The organism is Vibrio sp. Scap24 (genome assembly GCF_013394185.1).
Lineage (GTDB): Bacteria > Pseudomonadota > Gammaproteobacteria > Enterobacterales > Vibrionaceae > Vibrio > Vibrio pomeroyi.
In genome coordinates this window covers 2256214-2282526 of the sequence record NZ_CP041332.1, presented here as the reverse complement: position 1 = coordinate 2282526, position 26313 = coordinate 2256214, and the positions used below count along the sequence as shown (strand labels likewise).

The 26313-nt window shown below is 45.7% G+C and carries 22 protein-coding genes; 11 read left to right on the top strand and 11 right to left on the bottom strand.

Annotation, left to right across the window (positions count from 1 at the left end; translation table 11 throughout):
- Positions 1–118 precede the first annotated feature (118 nt).
- Positions 119–1444, top strand: a complete 1326-nt coding sequence (tolC, locus tag FLM53_RS10145) for an outer membrane channel protein TolC (protein WP_176680888.1) — start codon at positions 119–121, stop codon at positions 1442–1444.
- A 98-nt stretch (positions 1445–1542) separates the two neighbouring features.
- Here tolC and hldE read toward each other — a convergent pair whose 3' ends face one another.
- From hldE to FLM53_RS10130, 3 genes are all read right to left on the bottom strand, one after another.
- Positions 1543–2973, bottom strand: a complete 1431-nt coding sequence (gene hldE / locus FLM53_RS10140) for a bifunctional D-glycero-beta-D-manno-heptose-7-phosphate kinase/D-glycero-beta-D-manno-heptose 1-phosphate adenylyltransferase HldE (RefSeq protein WP_176680887.1) — start codon at positions 2971–2973, stop codon at positions 1543–1545.
- Between the two features lie 120 nt (positions 2974–3093).
- Positions 3094–5943, bottom strand: a complete 2850-nt coding sequence (gene glnE / locus FLM53_RS10135; RefSeq protein ID WP_176680886.1) for a bifunctional [glutamate--ammonia ligase]-adenylyl-L-tyrosine phosphorylase/[glutamate--ammonia-ligase] adenylyltransferase — start codon at positions 5941–5943, stop codon at positions 3094–3096.
- A 211-nt stretch (positions 5944–6154) separates the two neighbouring features.
- Positions 6155–7411, bottom strand: a complete 1257-nt coding sequence (locus FLM53_RS10130) for a methyl-accepting chemotaxis protein (RefSeq protein WP_176680885.1) — start codon at positions 7409–7411, stop codon at positions 6155–6157.
- Positions 7412–7508: 97 nt separating this feature from the next.
- Here FLM53_RS10130 and FLM53_RS10125 point away from each other — a divergent pair, with 97 nt between their 5' ends.
- Entirely contained in the window at positions 7509–8258 is a 750-nt protein-coding gene (locus FLM53_RS10125) for a potassium channel family protein (RefSeq protein ID WP_176680884.1), read from the top strand.
- 51 nt (positions 8259–8309) lie between these two features.
- On the opposite strand, the gene FLM53_RS10120 is transcribed toward FLM53_RS10125, so the two are convergent.
- Positions 8310–9827 carry an inorganic triphosphatase gene (locus tag FLM53_RS10120; RefSeq protein WP_176680883.1) on the bottom strand — a complete coding sequence of 506 codons (1518 nt, stop codon included), beginning with the start codon at positions 9825–9827 and terminating at the stop codon, positions 8310–8312.
- A 207-nt stretch (positions 9828–10034) separates the two neighbouring features.
- Here FLM53_RS10120 and FLM53_RS10115 point away from each other — a divergent pair, with 207 nt between their 5' ends.
- The 3 genes from FLM53_RS10115 to FLM53_RS10105 all read left to right on the top strand — a co-directional run bounded on the left by FLM53_RS10115 (position 10035) and on the right by FLM53_RS10105 (position 12923).
- Positions 10035–10715: a TIGR00153 family protein gene (locus FLM53_RS10115; RefSeq protein ID WP_017629376.1), complete on the top strand. Its 681-nt coding sequence runs from the start codon at positions 10035–10037 to the stop codon at positions 10713–10715.
- 128 nt (positions 10716–10843) lie between these two features.
- Positions 10844–12106: an inorganic phosphate transporter gene (locus tag FLM53_RS10110; RefSeq protein ID WP_176680882.1), complete on the top strand. Its 1263-nt coding sequence runs from the start codon at positions 10844–10846 to the stop codon at positions 12104–12106.
- Positions 12107–12311: 205 nt separating this feature from the next.
- Positions 12312–12923: a TIGR04211 family SH3 domain-containing protein gene (locus FLM53_RS10105; protein WP_017629377.1), complete on the top strand. Its 612-nt coding sequence runs from the start codon at positions 12312–12314 to the stop codon at positions 12921–12923.
- Positions 12924–13047: 124 nt separating this feature from the next.
- Here the strand turns inward: FLM53_RS10105 and FLM53_RS10100 are convergent, their stop codons facing one another.
- Complete coding sequence (locus FLM53_RS10100; protein WP_176680881.1) at positions 13048–14022, bottom strand: general secretion pathway protein GspB; 975 nt, start codon at positions 14020–14022, stop codon at positions 13048–13050.
- Entirely contained in the window at positions 14022–15692 is a 1671-nt protein-coding gene (locus tag FLM53_RS10095) for an ExeA family protein (protein ID WP_176680880.1), read from the bottom strand. The genes FLM53_RS10100 and FLM53_RS10095 overlap by 1 nt, the downstream gene beginning before the upstream one ends.
- A 36-nt stretch (positions 15693–15728) precedes the next feature.
- Here FLM53_RS10095 and FLM53_RS10090 point away from each other — a divergent pair, with 36 nt between their 5' ends.
- Positions 15729–17045 (top strand): multifunctional CCA addition/repair protein, encoded by a 1317-nt coding sequence (locus FLM53_RS10090; RefSeq protein ID WP_176680879.1) that lies wholly within the window; start codon positions 15729–15731, stop codon positions 17043–17045.
- A gap of 91 nt (positions 17046–17136) precedes the next feature.
- Here FLM53_RS10090 and FLM53_RS10085 read toward each other — a convergent pair whose 3' ends face one another.
- Genes FLM53_RS10085 through folB form a run of 3 tightly spaced genes read right to left on the bottom strand, consistent with a single transcriptional unit; the run spans position 17137 to position 18795 of the window.
- On the bottom strand, positions 17137–17940 hold the full coding sequence (locus tag FLM53_RS10085; RefSeq protein WP_176680878.1) for an undecaprenyl-diphosphate phosphatase: 804 nt from the start codon (positions 17938–17940) through the stop codon (positions 17137–17139).
- Positions 17941–17956: 16 nt separating this feature from the next.
- Positions 17957–18439: a 2-amino-4-hydroxy-6-hydroxymethyldihydropteridine diphosphokinase gene (gene folK / locus FLM53_RS10080; RefSeq protein WP_123287345.1), complete on the bottom strand. Its 483-nt coding sequence runs from the start codon at positions 18437–18439 to the stop codon at positions 17957–17959.
- On the bottom strand, positions 18436–18795 hold the full coding sequence (gene folB / locus FLM53_RS10075) for a dihydroneopterin aldolase (protein WP_004735969.1): 360 nt from the start codon (positions 18793–18795) through the stop codon (positions 18436–18438). The genes folK and folB overlap by 4 nt, the downstream gene beginning before the upstream one ends.
- Before the next feature lie 138 nt (positions 18796–18933).
- Here folB and plsY point away from each other — a divergent pair, with 138 nt between their 5' ends.
- Positions 18934–19530: a glycerol-3-phosphate 1-O-acyltransferase PlsY gene (gene plsY, locus FLM53_RS10070; protein WP_017629384.1), complete on the top strand. Its 597-nt coding sequence runs from the start codon at positions 18934–18936 to the stop codon at positions 19528–19530.
- Between the two features lie 60 nt (positions 19531–19590).
- On the opposite strand, the gene FLM53_RS10065 is transcribed toward plsY, so the two are convergent.
- Together FLM53_RS10065 and tsaD are read right to left on the bottom strand one after the other, a co-directional pair.
- The gene (locus FLM53_RS10065) at positions 19591–20406 is read right to left on the bottom strand and encodes an alpha/beta fold hydrolase (protein ID WP_176680877.1); all 816 of its coding nucleotides are present in this window, start codon (positions 20404–20406) and stop codon (positions 19591–19593) included.
- Between the two features lie 106 nt (positions 20407–20512).
- The gene (tsaD, locus tag FLM53_RS10060) at positions 20513–21529 is read right to left on the bottom strand and encodes a tRNA (adenosine(37)-N6)-threonylcarbamoyltransferase complex transferase subunit TsaD (protein WP_123284137.1); all 1017 of its coding nucleotides are present in this window, start codon (positions 21527–21529) and stop codon (positions 20513–20515) included.
- A 258-nt stretch (positions 21530–21787) separates the two neighbouring features.
- Here tsaD and rpsU point away from each other — a divergent pair, with 258 nt between their 5' ends.
- The 4 genes from rpsU to rpoD all read left to right on the top strand — a co-directional run bounded on the left by rpsU (position 21788) and on the right by rpoD (position 26287).
- Positions 21788–22003, top strand: a complete 216-nt coding sequence (gene rpsU / locus FLM53_RS10055; protein ID WP_004396009.1) for a 30S ribosomal protein S21 — start codon at positions 21788–21790, stop codon at positions 22001–22003.
- A 25-nt stretch (positions 22004–22028) separates the two neighbouring features.
- Positions 22029–22472 (top strand): GatB/YqeY domain-containing protein, encoded by a 444-nt coding sequence (locus FLM53_RS10050; protein WP_123326438.1) that lies wholly within the window; start codon positions 22029–22031, stop codon positions 22470–22472.
- A gap of 119 nt (positions 22473–22591) precedes the next feature.
- Positions 22592–24343 (top strand): DNA primase, encoded by a 1752-nt coding sequence (gene dnaG / locus FLM53_RS10045; RefSeq protein WP_176680876.1) that lies wholly within the window; start codon positions 22592–22594, stop codon positions 24341–24343.
- A gap of 99 nt (positions 24344–24442) precedes the next feature.
- Entirely contained in the window at positions 24443–26287 is a 1845-nt protein-coding gene (gene rpoD, locus FLM53_RS10040) for an RNA polymerase sigma factor RpoD (protein ID WP_017629389.1), read from the top strand.
- Positions 26288–26313: the final 26 nt, after the last annotated feature.

The following is a 26313-nucleotide window of genomic DNA, read 5'->3' as shown; positions in this document are numbered from 1 at the left end:
AATAAATATTGCACGAGTGGACAGTTAACTGTAAAAAAGTGCAAAGTTTCGAGTAAATTACCACCAAACTGGGTTAAACTCTTTTAAAGAAAATTCCATAAAAGGCAGGAATAGGAAAATGAAAAAACTGCTTCCACTATTTATCAGTGCAGCAATTGGCAGCCTGAGTTCGTCAGCTTTTGCTGATACGCTAGCTGAAGTTTACGACCAAGCAAAACAGAACGATCCACAACTTCTTCGTTCAGCAGCGCAGCGCGATGCCGCTTTTGAAGCAGTAACGTCAAGCCGTAGTGATTTGCTACCACAAATTAATCTAACAGCAAACTACGACATTAATCGTGGTGATCGAGATACATCAGGTGTTGGTAATTCAAGCATTGATAACAACACTTGGGGAGCTGCTATCGGCTTCAGCCAAGAGCTTTATCAGCGCTCTTCATGGATCACACTAGATACGGCAGAGAAAACCGCTCGTCAATCTGATTCAGCTTACGCGGCAGAACAACAAGCCTTGATTCTTCGTGTTGCGACAGCATATTTCGAAGTACTTCGCGCTCAAGATAACCTAGAGTTTGTTCGTGCAGAGAAAGCAGCAGTTGCTCGTCAACTAGAGCAAACTAAACAGCGTTTTGAAGTAGGTCTTTCAGCAATCACCGATGTACATGATGCGCAAGCTCAGTACGATGCCGTTTTGGCTGATGAAGTTCTTGCAGAGAACGACCTAACGAATAGCTACGAAGGGCTTCGTGAGATTACAGGTCAGGAACACTCTAACCTAAGCATCCTAGATACTGATCGTTTCTCAGCAAGCAAATCTTCTGAGTCTGCCGTTGCGCTTGTTGAACAAGCAGAACAAAAGAACCTGAGCTTATTGGCTGCACGTATCTCTCAAGACGTAGCAAAAGACAACATCTCTCTAGCAAGCTCTGGTCACCTACCAAGCTTAACACTAGATGGTAGCTACGCTCTTTCAGATCAATCAAACAGCACCCAAGATTACGACCAAGACAACCTAAACATTGGCTTGAACTTAGTTGTGCCTCTATACACGGGTGGTAACACAACTTCTTTGACTAAACAGGCTGAATACAACTACGTTGCAGCAAGTGAAGATCTAGAAGCGACTTACCGTAGCGTTGTGAAAGACGTACGTGCATTCAACAACAACATCAGTGCTTCGATTGGTGCTCTACGCGCTTATGAACAATCTGTAGTGTCTGCTCAGTCTGCTCTAGAAGCAACAGAAGCTGGTTTTGATGTTGGTACTCGTACTATTGTTGACGTACTTGATTCGACTCGTCGTCTATACGATGCGAACAAAAACCTTTCAGATGCTCGTTACAACTACATCCTAAGTGTGCTTCAGCTTCGCCAAGCGGTTGGTACGCTAAGTGAACAAGACATTGTTGATGTAAACGCAGGTCTAAAAGTAGCAAGTAAGTAATTCTTAGTTACTAAAGTTACAGTTATAAAAATGCCGCTCATTGAGCGGCATTTTTATTATCTATTCAAAAGCGAGCATAGAAGCTAAAAGACCGAAGGTTAGCCTCGACCGCCTTTGATCGCTTTAATGATTTCAGTAGTCGAGCAACCGTCTTCAAAGTTAAGCACTTTCACTTCACCGCCAGCAGCAATCACTTCCGCACCACCAGCAATCTCTTCAGGTTTGTAATCGCCACCTTTCACTAAGATGCTTGGTAGCACTTCAGAGATCAAACGTTGAGGCGTATCTTCAGAAAACGGAACAACCCAATCAACTGCGCCTAAGCCAGCCAGGACCGCCATACGACGATCGGTAGGATTTACAGGGCGACCAGGGCCTTTTAAACGTTTCACTGAATCATCAGTATTCACAGCAACGATTAAACGATCGCCTAATTCAGCAGCGTGGTTCATGTAAGAAACATGGCCAGCATGCAAAATATCAAAACAGCCGTTAGTCATCACCACTTTCTCGCCTTTAGCACGAGCACGCTTCACCGCTTCGACCAGTGCCGCTTCAGAGATCACGCCATAGTCTGTATCTTGGCTACCGTGAATCGCTTCCGCTAATTCAATCGTAGACAGTGTCGATGTACCGAGCTTACCAACGACCACACCAGCCGCCGCATTCGCTAATGCACACGCTTCATCCAGTGGCTTACCAGCGGCAACAGAAGCTGCAAGGACAGAGATAACCGTATCACCAGCACCTGTCACGTCATACACTTCCTTCGCTTGAGTCGGCAAATGGAATGGTGCCTGACCTTTACGCAGTAACGTCATACCATGCTCACTACGAGTCACTAACAAAGCTTCGAAGTCATACTTCTCAATCAAAGCGATGCCTTTCTCGATAAGGTCTTCTTCAGATTTAACCTTACCAGCTACCAGCTCGAACTCTGCCATGTTTGGCGTAAGCAGAGTCGCACCACGATAACGTTCTAAATCAGCACCTTTCGGATCGATAAATACAGGAACGTTGGCCGCGCGCGCTTTTTGAATAAAGCTCTGCACATGCTCCAATGCACCTTTCGCGTAATCAGACAGGATTACAGAGCGAACATTAGGAAGCGCTTGTTCCATGCGAGATAAAACCAATTCAGGGTCGGTGTTTTCAAATTTGTCTTCAAAATCAAGACGGATCAACTGTTGACCACGGCTCATCACTCGCAGCTTAGTGATCGTTGGGTAGTCTTCTAACTCAACGAAATCACACTTAACCTTAAGTGCACCCAAGGTATTTTTTAACACCTCAGCTGGTTCATCTTTACCAGTTAAACCAACAACATGAGCATGACCACCAAGAGAGGCAATGTTCATTGCAACGTTGGCAGCACCACCAGGGCGCTCTTCGTTATTTTCTACTTTTACAACGGGTACAGGTGCTTCTGGCGAAATACGGCCAGTTGGACCATACCAGTAACGATCAAGCATGACGTCACCGACAATAAGAACACCTGATTGGCTGTAGTCAGGTAGAATTGGTTTCATTGTTGAACTCCAAAAATCGAATCTGGCTAGAGTCTAGCACACTGATTACAGTGGCTAAACCATATAAAAATGAGTAAAACCTATCTCGATAGGCACTGTGACAGATAAGCAAAAGACAACTTATGCTTCCATCCACTGCTTCCAAGCTTGAACTACATGTTCTCTTTCCATTTCGAACTTATCAATCGCCACATCCGCATCTAGATTGAGTAGATTGCGGTGATGGATTTCATCTCTTAGCGTGGTATAGGCGTTGGTCAATGCCATGCCTTGTTGCTCGTCCATTATGCCTTGTGATAACAAGCTTTCAAAGATTCGTACATTGTCACACCAGCGAGTCAGCTTAGGCTTTTCACTGCTGTATCGCAGCACCAAGTATTGAGCTAAGAACTCAACATCGGTAATGCCACCCGCATCTTGTTTCAGCATGAATCTATCGGCTTTTTTACCACCAAGATGACCGCGCATTTTTTCACGCATATCCACAACAGACTTTTTAAGTGTCGCTTCATCACGAGCCAAGCACAGTACTTCATGACGTGTTTTATTGAACGCAGACGCCAACAGATCATCTCCATAAATCATACGAGCACGAGTCAGTGCTTGATGCTCCCACGTCCACGCGTCATTGTGCTGATACTCATCAAAGGCATCGGTCGGGCTAACCAACAAACCTGAGGCGCCCGAAGGACGTAGGCGAGTATCGACTTCGTACAAAATCCCAGAAGCAGTTCTGGTCGAGAAAATATGAATAATGCGCTGAGCCAATCTCAGGTAAAATTGGCGTCCATCGATCTCTTTCTTACCATCAGTATAGATGTGTACTGGGCAGTCGTGCATAAACACAATGTCTAGGTCTGAGTTGTAGCCAAGCTCCCACCCCCCGACCTTGCCATAGCCAACAACCGCAAAACCACGACCTTCACGATCTTTAACATGAGTTGGTTCACCGAATTTAGCCGACACCTGCAGCCAAGCTTGGTTAACACCTGCCTCTACAATCGCTTCGGCCAAGTAAGTAAGGTGATCGCTGACCTTCATCACAGGCAGTACGCCCGCAATATCCGCGGCAGCGATTCTCAAGATACAGGTCTGTTTGAACTGACGCAGACCTTCCATCTGCTGCTCCATATCGTCTTCAGGAATACGTGCAAGATAATCACGCAGTTCCGTCTTATAAGACTCCAAAGGCACTGGATTATAGAGTTGCTGAGGGTCGATAAGTTCATCCAATAGAATTGGATAGCGACCAAGCTGCTCCGAGATCATCGGACTTGCAGTACACAAACGCACAAGCTGAGTCAACGCGGCAGGGTGTTCGTCCAATAGCTCTAGGTAAGTGGTTCGTGTGACGACTTTATGCAGTAGATGAAGCACTCGAGATAAGCCAAACTCTGCATCCTTAGCGGTATACAAAGCTTGAAAGACTTTTGGCATCAGTCGATTGAGAACTTCGCGTCCTCGTGGACCCAGAGTCTTCTTAGCTAGATCAACTTTAAATTGAATGATGGTTTTTGCCGCCTCTGGTGGGTTGGCGATAGCAATGTCATGTTCCAATACATGCTCAATAACGTCCGGCTTATGCGCCATATCCCACAACTCACTAAAGTGACTCGCAATAGGGTTGGCGTCTTCTTCATCAACCCCAATCAAATCTTCAAACACAGTGTGTACATTAGCCATGTGAGCGCGAGTTGCTTTAATCAAGCTATCCCAATCAGAAAACTGCATGGCAACAGCAAGTTGCAGTTGTTCGAACTCCCCATCAGGCAGGGTTTGAGTTTGTTTGTCAGCCATCGCTTGCAGTAGGTTTTCAAGACGACGTAAAAATAGGTAAGCATCACACAGGTGAGCTACCTCTTCTGTTTCTAGTAGATGCAGTGACTCGATAGCCGTTAGGGTTTCCAGCAATCCTCGGCCACGTAGGCTAGGTTCACGTCCACCACGAATCAATTGGAAGACTTGCGCGATAAACTCTACTTCGCGAATACCACCAGAACCCAGCTTGATGTTGTTTGATAAACCACGGCGGCGCACTTCGCTGCTGATCATCGACTTCATACGACGCAAAGATTGAATCGCACTGAAATCAATATAACGACGGAAGACAAACGGGCGCAGCATCTGGCGAAGCTCTTGATATTCAGGGTACATTTCACTACCCATCACACGAGCCTTGACCATGGCATAGCGCTCCCAATCACGCCCCTGCTCTTGGTAGTAATCTTCCAATGCTGCATAGCTCATTACCAATGGACCACTCTCACCAAATGGGCGCAGGCGCATGTCGACGCGATAACAGAATCCGTCAAAGGTTTGTTGATCTAGCGCCTTGATAATACGTTGACCTAAACGCGTGAAGAACTGCGCATTGGCAATACTGCGTCTAGCGCCTTGGGTCTCGCCATTTTCAGGATAGGTAAAAATCAGGTCGATATCAGAAGAGAAGTTGAGCTCACCACCACCTAGCTTACCCATACCAATGATAAGCATCGGCTGCGCTTCACCCTGTTCATTACAAGGTGTGCCCCACTCTTTACAACAAATATCGTACTGCCATTGATAGGTCTCAAAGATCATCGCCTCAGCCAGCATCGATAGATGATTTAGGCTTTGCTCTAACTCCCAAGAACCCATGAAGTCACGCCACGCAATATAGGTCATTTCTCGGTTGCGGAATTGACGCAACACACGCTGACCACTCATCTCATCAGCACAACCAGCAAGTAATTCAGCCAATCGTCCACGATACTCCTCAGCGCGTTCTTCGCATGCCAACATCTCCGGTAAGGTCGTGGATAATGTCGTGTCACGTTGTAAACAATCGCCCACAAAACAACTCAATCCTAATACACGTTTGAGATCTTCAATAAGTGGCTCAGACCAAATACTAATGGCTTCACTTTGATGTTCTAGCAATTGCTCAAAAGCAGACTGTGAGTGAGTGACGAGTTGAGAAGGCAATGGCATGTTTCTTCCTTGTATAAGCTGCGCGACGAACGTTCGGGTTATCGGTTCTAGTCTTCAATAGCGAGTTTTAAAACTAAAGCTAAGTTATACCAAAGTTACGCCAATAAAAAACGCCCACATTAGCAATGTGGGCGTTTTATCAGTGAACTTATCGAGTTAAGCCTTTCTCTTTAGAAAGTAGGCTCTAGCAACAAGGATTTGGAGCTTAAAGCTAGACCTTGAATTGCTTAATCTTACCGTCGAGTTCTTGCGCGTTGCTTTCCATTAGTTGAGAGGTCTCAAGCAGCTCACCAACCACGACGACAGAGGCTTCAACCAGTTCTCGAACATTAGTTAGGTTAACGCTCATCTCTTCAGCAACACTGCTTTGTTGGCCTGCAGCGGTTGCGATTTGGAAGTTCATGTCATTAATTTGGTTTACTTGGCTTACGATGCCATCCAGCTCAGAACCCGCATTGGTCACCAGATCCACACCTTCAGCCGCTTCTACAACACTCTTTTCCATCAGCTCTACAGCCGAATTCGCACTGGTTTGTAGGTGGCTGATCATGTCTTGAATTTCTACCGTCGCTTGTTGCGTACGTTGTGCAAGGTTACGAACCTCATCAGCAACAACCGCAAAACCACGACCCGCTTCACCAGCACGCGCCGCTTCAATCGCTGCGTTTAGTGCCAGTAAGTTGGTTTGTTCTGAAATGCCTTGGATAGTACCCACAACGCTGCCGATTGAATCCACGCGCTCTTCAACTTGGTTTACCGCTGCCGCTGAAGCTGCGATATCTGAAGACAGTTCACTCATCTTAGACACAGAACCCTGAACGAACTTCTGACCCGTCAATGCTTGGCCTGATGCCTGCTCTGTTAGAGAAGAAGCACTTTGTGCATGTTCAGCCACCGTTTGAACCGTAGAGGTCATCTCGCTCATTGCCGTTGCCAGCTGATCGATCTCGTTGAACTCTTCTTGAGCCGACTCTTTGGTTTCTGACATGCTGATGGTCATCACTTCTGTCAAAGCAAACAGCTCATCTGAAGAAGCAACCTGAGCTTTAACCATGTCGTGCAGTTGCACTCGTGTTTTCTCAAGCTCTCGTGCCACATCGCCGTATTCATCTTTACAATCCATGTGAATTGGCATCGACAGATTCTTGTCTGCCATGGTTTTGATTGCATCGCTTAGGTATTGAGTTTGGCGCAGCATTACTCGCGCCGCTGCTAATAGAAGAACCACAAACACAATGATCATCAAGGCTGTTTGCCAAACCACTTGAACTAGGTAAGTCTCGTAATGCTGCTGTGCAACTTGCGCATTGTTCGTTACTGCAAGCAATGAATCGTAAAATGTGCTCGCGTCCCATAGTTGCTTCGAAATGATCAAGATAGTGCTGAATATCATCAGCATGACCATTTTTGGAACGAGACGAACGTCAGAGATTACCCTTTCCCACGGCTTGAATGACAGTTTAGTCATTGTCAGTTCTCCATTAACTCTTATATATTGATGGCTTCTATATCCGCGAGATGGCTATTGGAGTCACAGTTCGCGATTTATTTTGAGCCTCGTATGAATGTTAAATAGTATCAAAGACACAACCAACCCGATGAGCTTATTATCACTGATTCTCTCTTTCTTAGCGTTATTTGTGATCTCTGGCTTGTTGTTTGCGCCGATTGATAAAGAATCGAAACAAGTCCTTATCGGCCTCGATTTTATAATCTGTAGTGTTTTTCTTTTTCAGCTCACGATTGATCTATTCAGATCACAAAACAAGAAAGAATACCTAAAAGTACATTGGATCGATTTCTTAGCAAGCATCCCTATGGTCGAACCGCTTCGTTTCGCTCGCATTTTTCAGATCTTGCGTGTCATCCTCGTTCTGCGTTCAAGTAAACGAGTATTCAGAGAGCTGTTTCGCAATCGTAAAGAGACCACCTTCGCCTCGATCATTCTGCTATTGGTGATCTTACTGACTATCGGCGCTGGCACGATCTTGCTGTTGGAGCACAAAGATCCCAATGCCAACATAACTACGGGTCATGATGCTTTATGGTGGGCGTTTGTGACCATCAGTACTGTGGGCTATGGCGACCATTACCCAGTGACGACTTCCGGTCAGTTAGTGGCTTCGATGGTGATCATCTGTGGGGTGGGTGTATTCGGTATGATCTCAGGTTTGATTACTTCTCTGATTACCTCTCCGACTGATCTTCAAAATCAGCAACGAGAAAGCAAAGAGCGCAAGTTAGATAAGATTTTAGAACAGCAACAACTGATACTTGAACGGCTAGATGCTCTGGAAAAACAAACAAAAAAATAGGGCCGAAGCCCTATTTTCAAATTCATACTTATATTGATACTGGTGTTGAGGTTAGTCTTGCCAGTATGGCTCAACTTCTACACTGATTTGGCGCGTCTGCTCCATCGCATGCAGGATAGATACCTCTTGACGAGCCAACCAACGCTCTAGCTGAACCTTCTCATCGCCTTCTAACTTCTCAGTTAACGGCTCTAATGTCTTAAGTGCCAGCAAGTCATCGATACCTTGTACCATGTCAGCCCATGGCAGACGGAAGCTGTTGCGCTCATCATCATCATACAAGCTCGCGAAACCCACACCTGAGTATAAATTGCGCATCAAACGGTATTGCTGATCAATATACGCTTGGCTGGTCATCACACGTTCAGGTGGGAAAGCTTCCATCAAGTCCGCCCATGTGCGATCAAGCTGCTTCACCGAAAACCATTCGATACCACGAGCCATTTGCTCACGCGCTTTTTCATCTAGGAAAGGCTGCCAACCACGAGACAGGATCCAACGGCTCAGGTCTAGCAATAAACCGGTGTAGCGAGCCGAACTCAGCAAGGTAAGCAAGTCTTCACGATCTGGAAGTTGCTCTTGCATCTCTTTCAGCTCAGCGACCAAGAACTTACGCGCATCGAGTTTGCGCAGCACATGGCCTTTATCTTCCAACAAATCTTCAAAGTGGTCATAGCTTTTTAGCCACTCAAGCTCTTGCTCAAGCCACTTTAACTCTTGACGTAAAATCGCACTTGCTCGTCTTGGAACAATGCCGCCATAGATAGTGAAGGTTTGGCGAATAAAGCTCAGTGAGTGACTGATCTCATGCAACGCTTCAATCGATTGACGCTCGGTGAAAATCTGCTCGTGATAATGCCAATGAGCGAGAGCATGCTCTAAAGATTGAATGAAACACGATTCAACGGTGTCACTTTTGTCAGTATCAACTAAGGTCAAAGGAGTAACTTCATCTCCTTGATAACCTTGAGCAAGACGGTAACCCTTAGCAGCTTTGCTGAGATTACCTAGGCGCATGCCACCTTGCTCGCAGAATTGACGAGACAGTGTAAATAGAGCATCGGTTTGACCGGATTTAAGCTCCAGTTCGACTTCGCAAATGGGCTCTTGCTGGTCACCAGATTCAACAAAGCCTTGGTCAAAAGCCACTTCAACTTGGCTACCATCTGGCATACCAATCAACCACTGCTCACGAGTGAAGTTAGTAGAGAACAGAGGTGTAAGCTCAGCTTGCAGTGTTTCGATGTCTTTACCTGCTGGCCAGATATCTTCTGGGTGCAGAGCGAGCTTAGGCTCATTGCTGTCATGTTCAGCGTTGTATTCCGGCCTTTGATGCAAGCCAGCAACGACACGTCCTGCGGTCTTTACGGTTTGTACAAATACGTCATCAAAGCGTCGAATGCGCAAGCCTGTATCGTGCTTACGTAGCCAGTTGTCAGGGGTGTCAAAATAGATGTTACCTAGCTCACGACAACTGTGCTGAAGTACTTTAGTTTCAGCAATTTTATTGCGTAAAGTATCTGAAAAATCAGGAGAAACAAAAAACTTCAGTTCTATCTCGGTTTCCATAGTTATACCTTTCTGTGAAGATAGGGACAGGATATTGCCAATTTAAAAACTCGGCAAGTCAGAAATATCGCCCTTATGATGATCTAAAACAGTTTTAATGAGAGATTGATTAGGTTAACATGCGCGACTTTGTAGCCATCGCTTAACATTTCACCATGAATATGGTGTATGTTGTTTTAAGGTTATTATTTATTAGGTTGGATGACCATGCCAGTAAATACAATTATGGGGTTATTTGCAAAGTCCCCAATTAAACCTTTGCAGCGTCACGTAGTATGCGTGAACGAATGTTGTTCTCACCTAGTTAATTTCTTTGAAGTTTCTTCAAAGGGTGACTGGGAAAAAGCAGCTGAAATTCGAGCTCAAATTTCTCACCTTGAGAAAGAAGCTGACGTACTAAAACGTGAAATTCGCCTTAAACTTCCTCGTGGTTTGTTTATGCCAGTTGATCGCACCGATATGTTGGAGCTATTAACACAGCAAGACAAACTAGCAAACCTAGCGAAAGACATTGCTGGCCGTGTATATGGTCGTCAACTTGTCATTCCTGCTCCTCTACAAGAAAACTTCATCGCTTACGTTAAACGTTGTCTAGATGCAGCGAACCAAGCACAAAACGTAATCAATGAACTAGACGAATTACTTGAAACTGGCTTTAAAGGCCGTGAAGTAACACTCGTTGCTGAAATGATTCATCAATTAGATGTAATTGAAGATGACACGGATGCGATGCAGATCGAACTACGCCAACAATTGATGGCGATCGAAGACGGTCTGAATCCAGTTGATATCATGTTCTTATACAAAATTCTTGAATGGGTTGGTGGTATTGCAGATCAAGCACAGCGTGTAGGCGCTCGTCTTGAAGTAATGCTTTCTCGATCTTAAATCATACGTTAACCATATAACGAAGAGCACTTTTTGAACAAACCACTTATGCGCTGAGTATTTCTCTCGCTGAGCGGTTTTTTGCGTCTAAATTTGCTCCGCTTGTTATCAAACAACTAGGTATTACGATGGATATCCTTGCTAACTACGGCACTGTCCTGATTATTGTTGCAGCAGCTTTCGGTTTCTTGATGGCTATTGGTATTGGTGCAAATGACGTTGCGAACGCAATGGGCACCTCAGTAGGCTCTAAAGCTCTAACCGTTAAACAAGCGATCATTATCGCAATGATCTTTGAATTCGCTGGCGCATATCTTGCCGGTGGCGAAGTTACCGATACGATCCGTAAAGGTGTTATCGAAACATCTCTATTCGCTCATCAACCAGATGTACTTGTGTTCGGTATGATGTCTGCACTTCTAGCTGCAGGTACATGGCTACTTCTAGCTTCATACATGGGCTGGCCTGTTTCTACTACTCACTCAATCATCGGTGCAATCATCGGTTTTGCTTGTATCTCTGTAGGTACAGAAGCGGTTGACTGGAACAGTGTTCAAGGCATTGTGGGCAGTTGGATTATCACACCTGTTATTTCCGGCTTCTTCGCTTACGTGATATTTGTGAGTGCGCAGCGACTGATCTTTGATACGGAAAACCCGCTATTCAATGCGAAGCGTTTTGTACCGGTATACATGTTCATTACTACAATGGTCATTGCACTTGTAACTATCAAGAAAGGTCTTAAGCACGTAGGTCTTCACCTAAGCAACACTGAAGCATGGGTTTGGGCTGCAGGCGTTTCTGCTCTTGTTATGATCGGCGGTTACCTATACATCCAGAAGAAATTCGCTAACCGCGAAGAAGACCACGGCTTTGCTGGCGTAGAAGGCATCTTCTCTGTACTAATGGTTATCACAGCTTGTGCGATGGCTTTCGCACACGGTTCAAACGACGTTGCAAACGCGATTGGTCCACTATCAGCTGTTGTATCAACGGTTGAGCACATGGGTGAAATCACAGGTAAGAGTACTATCGCATGGTGGATTCTTCCTCTAGGTGGCTTCGGTATCGTTGTTGGTCTTGCTACAATGGGTCATAAAGTAATGGCAACCGTTGGTACTGGTATTACAGAATTAACACCAAGCCGTGGCTTTGCTGCACAACTTGCAACTGCATGTACGGTTGTACTAGCTTCAGGTACTGGCCTTCCAATCTCTACTACACAAACACTTGTTGGTGCGGTATTGGGTGTTGGTTTTGCTCGTGGTATCGCAGCACTGAACTTAGGCGTTGTACGTAATATCGTAGCTTCTTGGATTGTGACACTACCTGCAGGTGCTCTACTTGCTGTTGTGTTCTTCTACGGAATTCAAGCTGCGTTTACTATGTAATCGCGACTGCGTTAGTGATAACTAGCGTCAGAATAGTGTGAGCTTCAGTAACGATATGTAAATGCCATGTCATTATTGACTCAAACGCACAGAAAGGGAGGCTTTGCCTCCCTTCTTTGTTGCACCGCATAAAGAAACTAAATATTATTTGCTAATTGAGGCTGACTCATCCGCCTACCCAATTTGAATCGTTAAGGGATTTACTGTGAAAAAACTGATTAGCTTAGTTTTGTTCGCAATGCTTGCGGCTCCAGCTGCCTTTGCACAAGACCGTTATATTGCTGACAAACTATTTACTTATATGCATTCTGGCCCAAACAATACCTTCCGTATCATCGGTAGTGTTGACGCTGGTGAGAAGATTACATACCTACAAACTAACAAGAGCACGGGTTACACCCAAATTCAAGACAACCGCGGCCGTAAAGGCTGGGTTGAAAGTAAGTTTGTAAGCACTCAAGAAAGCATGGCACTGCGCATGCCTAAACTAGAGAAAGAGCTGACTGAAGTAAAAGGCAAGCTAGCAAACGCTCGTCAAAGTGCTGACAGTGAAAAAGCTGGCCTAGCGAGCTCTCTAGATTCTCGTAACAAGCAAATTGCTGAGCTTGAACAGAACTACAGCGAAATTAGCCAACAGCTAACAAGCTCTCAAACAGAAAACCGTGAACTGCGCGCTAAGCTAGACACGCAGAAAGATGACCTACTACTGAAGTACTTCATGTACGGTGGTGGTGTTGCAGGTATTGGTCTACTTCTAGGCCTTGTTCTACCACACATCATGCCTCGTCGCAGAAAGTCACCAAACGGCTGGGCGTAAGCTAACCGCTTTACTTGCCTTTCACTAAGGTAAATCCAGTAGCGAATATCAAAAAGGAGCACCGAGGTGCTCCTTTTTATTTGTCTTGAATTTCTACTCAGCTACCATGCCAATAGCAACGTCACTAACCTTTCCACTCATACAGCGCTGGGATTTCTATCTTCTGCTGATTGAACTCAATAACCACCGATTGCGGTTTAATCTCAAGTAGCTGAATGTCTTGGTCAATCCAATCCCCTTGCGCCACTTCGTGACCATTCACTTTGACCCAACGCTTGGTTTCACTGCTTGAGTACATGTGAGTCTGTAGATCTAACTTAGGTAGCACTCCAGACAAGCTATTGGTATGCGTTTCTAACTCGATGACCTGTGACCCCATTTCTCCAGCGGGTCTAGAATCCATCGGTTCAGGTGCATCATTTTGTTGTTCACCCATGATGGATTCAAGCTTCAATGCCAGATCGGGTGGTAGCTCGGTAAGATCCAGTCCTTGCAGCAAATCACTATCGGCTTGTCGGTCAGCACTCTCATCATTCGAACTGGATTGAACCGTTGCTTGGGTTGCTACCGGTTCTACATTCGCTGTTGTTTGCGGTGTGCTATCGGTATTGGCCATCGCGACGGTTGTTCCACCCGAGATATTGTTACTTTCTAGCTCAACCTGCGCGTATACCTCTTGGCGCGGTAAGGCTTTTAACGCTTTGTTTGTCGGAGCAACACGTACAGCAAACAAGGCATCATCTTGTGCAGGCTCGACAGCTGTTGCTTCACTCTTTGTTCCGGCTTCAACGGTTTGCAGTTCAAGCTCTGGCTTAGGCTTTGACTCTGTCATCACGGCATTAGCAGATTGGCTTGCTAAGTGTGTCTGTTGCTGGCTATACGATTGATAGACAAGAACCCCACCTACCAGCAAAGAAGGTACCAAAACTAGGAGTAGACCCATCGCTAAAGATGAACCGCGTTTGTTGCTCATCCCTTTAGCAGAGCTAGGCACATGATGATTCTGGTAGCCTTTGAAGCTTGGCTTGCCAAGAGAGTGCTGATTAAGAGACGACTGTTTTCCAGAAGAGTGTTTAAGCTCATGCATAATGCGAGACATTAGCTTGCCCCTCCTTCCAATGACATCAACTTCGGGGAATCAAGCTGCGCCAATCTTTGCAATCTTGCGAGTGTGCGCTTACCTGCGATGCCATCGACAGACATCCCTTGCCAAATCTGAAAGGCTTCCACCTTCATTTTCAACTCGTTATCAAACACATCACTGCCAGACACCACTTCACCCAAGACTTCAGAAAGCAGCAAATCAAGCATAGCAATCGCCTCACCTTGATAACCCTCTTTAAGGGTCTCTCTTAACGGCTGCTTCCAAATCGCGACATAGTCGCCTTGCCATACTTGTTCTAAGGATTGCTTTGGCATCGCCAGTAGCTTTTCGTTAACGAGCAGTTCGACTGAATCCTCAGACACACCATAGAGCACTGCAAATACAGGTTCTTGGTCGATTTCGAGATTGAGCACCACTGGCATGCCGAGTTCTAACAGAGACGCTAAATCAGAATGATGCTGTTCACACACAAAAACACTCTGTGGCTCACTTAAGCACAAGCCATCACGCAAAGAGGATTGATACCCCCATAGTGTGTAGAGATCTTTAATCGCAAGAGAACGGTTGGTTCCCTGCATCAAGTGTTGTTGGATATGTTGCGGCAGCGCGAACTTAGCTGGCTTAGGTTCAGCAACCAACTTTGGAGTATCGGCTACCAGTGAACGCTGAGCGTGTGCCAACACCTCAGTTTTAGCTTCACTTTCCGTCTCAGCAGGTAACCATGAATCGATATAAGATGGTGCGAAATTAAAGGTCGCAATGGCAAGACCGACACTTAATGCAGCAATACCTGCATACTGAAACATTTTTGGCGCTACACCGGCGCCACGAGGCTTCTCAACATGATAGACATCCGCCTGAAAAGCCATAACCTGTTGGCAGGCTCTACTGACGGTTTCATTGCTTGGTAACTGCTCTCCGTCATGAAAAGCCAATTGCAGCGCTTTATCACACACCAAGTTAATCAACCGTGGAATACCATGAGTGTATTGGGCGATCAGCTTGATGGAGCGATTCGAAAACAGCATCTGTTCGCCACCCGCAGTTTCCAAACGAAACGCGATATACTTGCCGGTTTCTTCCGTATTAAGAGGCAATAGGTGATAGCGACCAGTAATTCGCTGTGCGAGCTGACGTAGCTGCGTGGTCTGTAGGTGCTGTTGTAATTCGGGTTGACCAACCAGCAGCACTTTTAACAGCTTGCGACTGTCGGTTTCCAAATTGGTTAGAAGGCGCAGCTGTTCCAACACATCGGCTGCGAGGTGTTGCGCTTCATCAATGACCAATAAGGTTTGAATACCGTCTGCATGGCTATCAAGCAGGAAATGATGAATCGCCTGACTCAGCTGCTTGAGCGATGCTTGTTCAGGGTAGTCGACCTCAAATTCATCACAGATAGCTTCAAGCAAATCGGTGTTGGAAAACGTAGGGTTGAGTATAAGGCCAGCTTGAGTCTGATTATCGAGTGAAGACAGCATCGCTTTGGCGACGGTTGTTTTCCCGGTACCTACCTCACCAGTAAGCATCGCAAAGCCCCCACCCTCGCCTAAGCCGGCTTGTAGGTTCTGCATCGCTTCTTGATGACGTTGACTCAAAAACAAATAACGAGAATTTGGTACAATCGAAAATGGCATCTCAACGAAGCCAAAATATTCCTTATACATGTGCTGCCCTATAATTACGATTAATGGAAAGTACCATTGCTTGCCGTAAAGTCCAGCAGTGATAAAACATTTCGAGGTGATAAGTTGCAAATATACGATAGCCTACCAAAAGAGAATGGGCTACAGCGCTATCTAGTCGGTGGGGCGGTGCGCGATAAGCTACTCAATATTGATAGCTATGATAAAGATTGGGTCGTGGTCGGCAGTACCCCTCAACAGATGGAAAGCCTTGGCTTCACTGCGGTAGGTAAAGACTTCCCGGTATTCCTACATCCAAAAACCAAGGAAGAGCACGCACTGGCTCGCACTGAGAGAAAGTCAGGTTCTGGTTACACAGGCTTCGAATGTTACTTCGCTCCGGATGTCAGCCTAGAAGAAGATCTCATGCGTCGCGATCTAACGATCAACGCCATCGCTCAAGATGATGAAGGCAACCTGCACGATCCTTATCACGGCCAGCAAGATCTCTCAGATCGTATTCTTAGACACGTATCCGATGCCTTTGTTGAAGATCCACTTCGTGTGCTGCGTGTAGCTCGTTTCGCTGCCAAGCTTCACCACCTCAACTTTACGATTGCAGCTGAAACCATGTTGATGATGAGTGAAATCGTTCAATCTGGTGAACTCGCACATCTTACGGCAGAGCGTGTTTGGCAAGAGTGGCACAAATCACTCAGCACACCACACCCAGAAGTATTCCTTTCTGTGTTGAAAGAGTGCGGAGCACTCGCGGTTGTTTTGCCAGAGATTGACGCTCTATTTGGTGTCCCTCAACCTGAGAAATGGCACCCTGAAATCGACACAGGTATTCACACGCTGATGGTGGCTCAACAAGCTGCATTACTAAGCCCATCACTGCCCGTACGTTTTGCTGCTCAAGTGCATGACTTAGGCAAAGGCGTGACTCCACAAGCCGAGTGGCCAAGCCACAAAATGCACTGCCATACTGGCGTGAAGATCATTAAGAAGCTTTGTGAACGAGTAAGAGTGCCCAATGAATTCAGAGATCTCGCACTATTAGTGTGTGAGCAGCACTCAAACATTCATCGCGCGGGTGAACTTAAGCCCACGACTTTTCTTAAGGTTTTGAACAAGTTCGATGTTTGGCGTAAACCAGACAGGCTCAACGACATTCTTCTATGCTGCCAAGCTGACCACGCTGGTCGTAAAGGTTTAGAAGATCAACCATATCCTCAAAAAGCTCGCTTTGAAGCGGCCTATCAAGCAGCGCTGCAAGTTGAAGTTAAGGCTATTATTTCCGATGGCTTTCAAGGTAAAGAGATTCGAGAAGAGCAAGAGAAGCGCAGAGCTGCGGCAATTGAAAGCGCCCTCGCAGAACTCGCGAATAACTAATCTTTAGTGCGCTGATAAACACGCATGAAAAAGCCCGCAATTAAGCGGGCTTTTTGTTTCAATCTTACGACGAGACGGTCATCAGCGCCTGTTACTGCATCATTAAGAAAGCAAACAGACCACAACCTAGAATTAGGCGGTAGATAACAAATGGTGTCATGCCCATACGAGAGATAAGCTTCAAGAAGAAGTGAATACAGATATAAGCACTGATGAAAGACACCGCAACACCCGTTAGCAGGGTACCAACATGGATTGGGTCACCGCTTGTCACCAACTTAAGACCTAAGTAACCACCAGCCAAAGTAATGATTGGGATAGACATCAAGAAAGAGAATCGAGCTGCCGCTTCACGAGTAAAGCCAAGGTAAAGCGCTGCAGTAATGGTTGCGCCAGAACGAGATGTGCCCGGAATGATCGCCATTGCTTGAGCAAGACCAATGAACAAGGCTTTTTTCCAACCCGCTTGGTATTCGTCATCACGTAGGCTTGAGTTCTTGTCCACCCACCATAAAAGCAGACCAAAGACGATAGTGGTTATCGCGATCACCCATGCACTACGCAGGTAAAGCTCAACAATGTCTTTCATTAGCAGACCAAAGATACACGCAGGAATCGTCGCGAGAATGATCATCCACGCCAGCTTCGCTTCTTTGCTGCGGTCGCCTTTAAATACCGAACCAAAGAAAGCACTCAACAGAGACACCACTTCTTTGCGGAAATAGATAACCACGGCAGCCAAAGTACCAACATGGACCGCGACATCAAAAGCCAAGCCTTGATCTTCCCAGCCTAAAACAGCAGAAGGGAGGATTAAGTGTGCAGAACTGGAAATAGGTAGAAACTCAGTAAAGCCTTGCACCAACGCCAATATAAACGCTTCAAAATAACTCATTACTTACCTTAAAAAATTATAGTTTTATATCTACAACAGAGAGCGAGTCTAATTGCTGCATCTTCTGCCATATTTCACTGACGGTTCGTCCGTCTTGCGGGATCACTCTCGCAGGACAGAGATCATAAAGTGGTTGTGTTACAAAAGGATATTTATAGATATCACTGCGTGGTAATTCTGGTTCGCGCTCAGATACCACGTCTCCAAACAGCACAATATCAAGATCGAGCTTTCGATCTTGAAGTTTGTGTGCATCTTGAGAGCGACCCCATTTAAACTCAATTTTACGAAGTTGCTGTGAAAATTCAGTCAATGAAAGTGATGTGTCGAGCTCTATCACAAAGTTATAAAACGGGTGGCTATTAAAACCCACAGGCTCACAGTGATAGATTTTAGAGCATTTAAGGTTAATTCCTAACGATTGAAGCTCTGTCCATGCCACCCTTGCATGCTTGTCGCGGTCTATGTTCGTGCCAACACCAACATAGGCTACTGTCATGCTTGGCCTCGTTCGATGATCACGCCAACAGCTTTTGCTTGTGGAACGGCACCCGGCTTCGCTAGGCGGATCTTAATCCAAGGCACAGAGAATTGAGTCATGATTAACTCAGCGACTTCTTCTGCCACTCGCTCAACCAATAGGAAGCGACCGTTAGCAATATGGTCAAGCACAGCGGTACTCACTGTTGAGTAATCCAAAGCGTCAACAACATCATCACTCTTACCGGCTGGGCGGTTGTCATGAGCCATTTCAATATCAAGCACCAGTTTTTGTTTGATCTCTTGTTCCCAATCGTAAACACCGATCGTTGTAATTACTTCTAGCTGCTCAATGAAAACTTTATCCAGTGCCATGACTTGTCCTTTTAGAGGTCGGATACCCATATTGGGGAAAAAAACGTATTATTTGCGTAATTCGAGATATGATATCAATTACTCTTGGATTGAGCATTATTTTCCCATCGTTAGGCTTATAACCGTTTAAGGACAGACATGACCCCATTGGCACTTATCATGATCATTGCTGCCTACTTACTAGGTTCAATCTCTAGTGCGGTCTTGATATGCCGAGTTTTGAGGCTCCCTGACCCAAGAACGGTGGGTTCGAATAATCCTGGAGCAACCAACGTGTTACGTGTTGGCGGCAAAGGTGCAGCAGCGTCAGTACTGCTTTGCGACATGCTAAAAGGTACGATCCCTGTCTGGCTTGGTTACTACCTAAAAATCGACCCAATCATTTTAGGCGTTGTTGCAATTGCAGCCTGTCTTGGCCATATGTACCCAATATTCTTCCACTTTAAAGGTGGTAAAGGTGTCGCAACTGCACTTGGCGCTATCGCCCCAATAGGATTCGATCTAACGGGAATGATCATGGCGACATGGCTAGTGGTCGCGTTTTTGTTTCGTTACTCTTCTTTAGCTGCACTGGTCACCGTGCTACTTGCACCTTTCTACGCTTGGTTAGTCAAACCGCAATACACACTGCCCGTGGCCATGCTGTGTTGTTTGATCGTGTTGCGTCACCATCAGAATATCCGACGATTACTTGATGGCAGTGAACCAAAACTCGGACAAAAAAAATCGGCTTAACCTTATATACCCTTTTGAATATAAAGATTTAAGCCGATAAGTTTTAGCTGTCGAGAGTGCTTATAGCAGGTGTTTATCTAAAAAGCCTTTTAGCATCGTATTCACAAACTCTGGCTGCTCTAGCGAACTAATATGACCTGCGCTAGGAATTACCACTAACTCACTCCCTGTAATGCAATCGTGCATTAGGTATGACTCAAGCACTGGGCGTGGTTTGTCTTCTTGCCCTACCGCAATCAACACAGGCAGTGCAAAGTTCTCTACTGATTCGATCATGTCACGACGCCCAAAGACCATTCGGCCGATACGAGCCACTTGTTCTGCTTTATCACCCTTAAGTTCAGATAACTGCTGAGTAAAGCCTGCTACCAAATCAGGTGTGTTGGTTTGAGCATCGTTTGCAAAGAACAGTGGAACCACCGCTTCAACAATCGGTTGAGGAACCATCTTAGTTTGAGTGATGATGTCTAACATGTTGAAGTATTTAGCGTGCGCAACTTCTGGCTCTAAACCCACAAAGGTATCCAGTAATACCAATGACTGAATTCGCGCGGGTGCTAATTCGGCAAGCTCCGCTCCCCACATACCACCAACCGATAAACCAACAACTGAAAACTTATCGATGTTTAGGTGATCAAGCAGTGCCAAAACATGTTGAGCGTAATCTTTCAGGTTACGCATTGCACTCGGTGCCGCTTCAGATTCACCATGAGACCAAAGCTCAGGCACAATACAACGGTACTGAGCTTTCAATGCCTCGATCTGTGGCTTCCACATTGCGCTATCCCAAAGGTAGCTGTGACCCAATACAACAACCGGGCCTTCACCTTCGTCTAGGTAAGCCATCGATTGATTATCTACAGTGAACTTGTTCATCTTCTTCCCTAATCTCTATCAGCAATTATTTATCGACATATAGTCGGTAAGCTAGGATATAAAAACGGCCGCACTAGGCGACCGTTTATCGAAACATCTTGATGTATTAAGCAATTGGCTCTAATTGGTCAATCGGCCAACGTGGTGTAGCTTGAACTGAAAGGTCAGCAGTCTCACCATTTTTTAGGCGTTGCATACCCGCATAAGCGATCATTGCACCGTTATCAGTACAGAACTCAGTGCGTGGGTAGTAAACCTCACCACCAATTTTCTTAGCAAGCGCTTCAAGCTCAACACGCAGTTGTTTGTTTGCACTTACACCACCAGCAATCACTATACGTTTCATGCCCGTCTGTTCCAAGGCACGCTTACACTTGATTACCAAGGTGCCACAAACCGCTTCTTGGAATGCGTAAGCAATATCCGCACGAGTTTGATCATCGTTTTCATTGTCACGAATCGTATTCGCTGCAAATGTTTTTAGACCAGAAAAGCTCATGTCTAGGCCCGGACGATCGGTCATAGGACGAGGGAACTTAAAGCGACCTGGCGTTCCTTTCTCTGCTAATCGAGAAAGCAACGGGCCACCTGGGTAATCTAAGCCCATCAGCTTAGCCGTTTTATCAAAGGCTTCACCCGCCGCATCATCAATCGATTCGCCAAGGATCTTGTATTCACCAATACCTTTCACTTCAACCATCATGGTGTGACCGCCAGAAACCAGCAGTGCCACAAATGGGAACGGCGGTGGATTATCTTCTAGCATTGGCGCAAGAAGGTGACCTTCCATGTGGTGAACAGGTACTGCCGGTACGCCCCAAGCGTAAGCAATACTGCGGCCAATCGTTGCGCCAACAAGCAATGCGCCAACCAAACCTGGGCCAGCCGTGTAAGCCACACCATCAATATCTTTCGATGTTAGGTTAGCTTCCGCTAAAGCGGCTTTAATCAGTGGAATGGTCTTTTTCACGTGGTCACGTGAAGCAAGCTCAGGTACCACACCACCGTAATCGGCGTGCAGTTTTACTTGGCTATATAATTGATGAGAAAGCAGCCCCTGCTCATCATCATAAATTGCGATTCCTGTTTCATCACAAGAGGTTTCAATACCAATAATGCGCATAATTTTCTCGGCACGCTTTCGTCTAAAATGGGAAATTAGCGCAATATTACCCTGCCTAAGCTCTTCAAACAAATATTGTACAGACTATAATCGACAAAGTGCTTTACAAAGCTACTGTGATCGGATTAAAATTCCGCACCATTTTTGATCAAGCTGGTTAATGGCCAAACGCGAATAGAGAGTTAGCTCGATGGGTAACTTCTCTGATTTGGTACTGAGTAGCCAGCGATAATGAATAACCCCTGAGGTGAAAGGCATATGCCAATAGTTAAAGTACGTGAAAACGAACCGTTCGACGTTGCACTACGTCGTTTCAAGCGCTCTTGTGAAAAAGCAGGTATCCTTTCTGAAGTTCGCCGTCGCGAGCATTACGAAAAGCCAACTACAGTTCGCAAACGCGCTAAAGCAGCAGCTCAAAAGCGTCACGCTAAGAAGCTAGCTCGCGAAAACGCACGTCGCGTTCGCCTGTACTAATAACTTAATCCATAAGGACTGAGTTATGGCTCTTATTGAACAACTCAAAGAAGAGCAAAAATTAGCGATGAAAGCCAAGGACAAACCGCGCCTTGGCACTATCCGCTTAGCTCTTTCAGCAATTAAGCAACGTGAAGTTGACGAACGGATCACTCTGAACGACGACGACATTCTTGCTGTATTAGTTAAAATGGTTAAGCAACGTCGCGATTCTGTTGCTCAATATGAATCGGCAAATCGTCAAGATCTTGCTGACGTGGAAAAAGCAGAAATTGCTGTACTTGAAGGCTTTATGCCTCAACCGCTAACTGATGAAGAAGTTATTGCACTACTTGATAGCGCAATTGCAGAAGCTCAACCTGCGGGCATGCAAGACATGGGTAAAGTAATGGCTATCTTGAAACCACAAATTCAAGGGCGTGCAGATATGGGTAAAGTTAGTGGTTTAGTTCGTTCTAAACTCGCTTAATCCCAAATCAAATTGCAACAAGCCGTGCAATCCTTCGGAACGCACGGCTTGTTTGTATCTGTAACCTATTCAAACTATTATTATCCACACTCTCAGTTAGTGCATTTTTCTAAGGTTTTATGGCAGGACACATCCCGCGTAGTTTCATCGATGATCTCCTAGCTCGTCTCGACATTGTCGACATTGTGGACGCACGCGTGAAACTTAAGAAAAAAGGCAAAAACTATGGTGCTTGTTGCCCATTCCACAACGAAAAGACCCCTTCTTTTAGCGTAAGCCAAGAAAAACAGTTTTATCACTGCTTTGGTTGTGGCGTACACGGTAATGCTATCGACTTCATTATGGAGTTCGAACGTCTCGATTTTGTTGAAGCCATTGAAGAACTAGCTTCTTACTTAGGGCTCGATGTTCCTAGAGAACAGCGCAGCGGCGAGATATCAACAACACCTAGAGCCAACAGCGAACAAAAACGTAACCTATATGATTTGATGGGCGGCATCAGCCAGTTCTATCGCTCTCAGCTGAAAATATCAGCCAACAAACCAGCGATTGAATACCTAAAGAATCGCGGCCTATCTGGCGAAATCGTCCAGAAGTTTGGCATTGGTTATGTGGCGGATGAGTGGGACTTAGTTCGTAAGAACTTTGGCCAACAGAAAGAAGCCCAAGACATGCTCGTGACCGGCGGCATGTTAATAGAGAACGATAAAGGTAACCGATACGACCGATTCCGTGGACGCGTGATGTTCCCGATTCGCGATCGTCGCGGCCGTGTGATTGGTTTTGGTGGTCGTGTCTTAGAAGACGGAACACCAAAATATCTGAACTCACCGGAAACACCTATCTTCCATAAAGGTAAAGAGCTTTACGGCCTTTATGAAGTGTTGCAAGCCTACCGTGAACCGCCGCAAGTACTTGTGGTTGAAGGTTACATGGATGTCGTAGCTCTTGCGCAATACGGTGTCGATTATTCAGTGGCATCACTGGGTACCTCAACAACTGGCGACCACATTCAAATGTTGTTCCGCCAAACCAGCACTGTGGTTTGTTGTTACGATGGTGACCGAGCAGGTAAAGAAGCCGCGTGGCGTGCATTAGAAAATGCCCTTGAGTACCTGAAAACGGGGAACACACTCAAGTTTCTATTCTTGCCAGACGGTGAAGACCCAGATAGCTATATAAGAGAGCACGGCAAAGCCGCTTTCGAACAGCTCGTTCATAATGCGACGCCGCTTTCGACCTATTTGTTCGATAACCTGATTGAAATACATAAGTTGAACTTGGGAACAACGGAAGGAAAATCGGCACTGCGTGCACACGCTAGCGCCTTGATTAACAAAATTCCTGACAGTTACTTCCAAGAACTGCTCGAAAAACTGCTCGATGAGCGGACTGGATTTGATAACCAATTGCGACGTGCACGAGTTCATACACAGAACCCGACACCTCAACCGCATAAAGAGCTGAAGCGCACTCCAATGCGTGAAGTTATCGCTTTGCTTATCCAAAATCCGAGCTATGCTGATATGGTACCGGATTTATCAAGTGTCAAAGGCTTACAGTTGCCTGGACTAAGTTTATTCGTCGAAGTACTTGATAAATGCCACGAGCATCCCCATATCAACACAGGCCAATTATTAGAGCATTGGCGACACAATAAACATGAGGCTCTTCTGTCTCGTCTCGCGAGCTGGGAAATCCCCCTCGACGAAGACAATCAAGAAGACATATTTTTAGACTCATTGGACAATATACTTGCCCAGTGCGTTGAAAAACAAATTGAAAACCTGCAGGCCAAAGCAAGAAGCGTCGGTTTATCAGCCGAAGAAAAAAGGGAGCTACTAGCTTTAATGCTAGATCTAAAAGCGTAACCCTGTTTGATTAGTCAGCATTTAATAAATTTGTTAACATAATTGGTTTGCATTTGAGAATGCAACGTCCTTCACCAGACCTGAAGTTGGATATCATCTATGGATCAAAATCCGCAGTCACAGCTTAAATTACTTGTTATTAAAGGCAAGGAACAAGGCTATCTGACCTACGCCGAAGTAAACGACCACCTACCTGCAGAAATCGTGGATTCTGAACAGGTAGAAGACATCATTCAAATGATTAACGACATGGGTATCAAGGTAGTTGAAACTGCACCTGATGCTGATGATCTAGCACTTAATGATGACGATGCCAATATAGATGAAGATGCAGCCGAAGCTGCAGCTGCTGCGCTTTCAAGCGTAGAAAGCGAGATTGGCCGTACTACTGACCCAGTTCGTATGTACATGCGTGAAATGGGTACGGTTGAACTACTGACTCGTGAAGGCGAAATCGACATTGCGAAACGTATTGAAGATGGTATCAATACGGTTCAACTTTCTGTTGCTGAGTACCCAGGCACTATTCCATACATCTTGGAACAGTTTGACCGCGTACAAGCAGAAGAGATTCGCTTAACAGACCTAATCAATGGCTTTGTTGACCCAGATGACGATGGCACTGCTGCGCCAACGGCAACTCACATCGGTTCAGAACTTGCTGAAACAGATCTGGAAGACGAAGACAAAGAAGACGCTGAAGACGACGAGGAAGAGGAAGAAGAAGATACAGGTATTGATCCTGAGCTTGCTCTTGAGAAGTTCACAGCACTTCGTACTAGCTACCAGAATCGTCAACTAGCGATCAACGAGTACGGCCATGAAAGCCCGAAAGCTATGCTTGCAACAACAATGATGCAAGACGTATTCAAAGAGTTTCGTCTTACACCAAAACAGTTTGATTACCTAGTAAACGAACTGCGTAACTCTATGGATCGTGTACGTACCCAAGAACGCCTAATCATGCGTCAAACGGTTGAGTACGGCAAAATGCCGAAGAAATCTTTCATTGCTCTATTTACTGGCAACGAATCTAGCGAAGCATGGTTGGATGAAGTTCTTGCTTCTGACAAGCCATACGCAGAAAAGATCAAACGTAACGAGAATGACATCCGTCGCTCAATCCAAAAACTGGATATGATCGAGAAAGAGACGTCTCTTACTGTTCAAAGCATTAAAGACATCAGCCGTCGTATGTCTATCGGTGAAGCGAAAGCTCGTCGTGCGAAGAAAGAGATGGTTGAAGCGAACTTACGTCTAGTAATCTCGATTGCTAAGAAGTACACAAACCGTGGTCTACAATTCCTGGATCTAATCCAAGAAGGTAACATCGGTCTGATGAAAGCCGTAGATAAGTTTGAATACCGTCGTGGTTACAAGTTCTCTACTTACGCTACTTGGTGGATCCGTCAAGCAATCACTCGTTCGATTGCCGACCAAGCTCGCACTATCCGTATTCCGGTTCACATGATCGAAACGATCAACAAACTAAACCGTATCTCTCGTCAAATGCTACAAGAGATGGGTCGTGAACCACTTCCGGAAGAGTTGGCTGAACGCATGCAAATGCCTGAAGACAAGATCCGTAAAGTACTGAAAATCGCTAAAGAGCCAATCTCAATGGAGACACCAATCGGTGACGACGAAGATTCGCACCTAGGTGATTTCATCGAGGATACAACGCTAGAACTACCTCTAGACTCTGCAACGGCAACAAGCCTACGCGGTGCAACGAAAGACGTTCTTGCTGGCCTAACACCTCGTGAAGCTAAAGTACTGCGTATGCGTTTCGGTATCGACATGAACACTGACCACACTCTCGAAGAAGTTGGTAAGCAGTTCGACGTAACTCGTGAACGTATCCGTCAGATCGAAGCAAAAGCACTGCGTAAACTTCGTCACCCAAGCCGCTCAGAAACTCTGCGTAGCTTCCTAGACGAGTAATCGCACACTCAAGTGTGGTTAGCTTT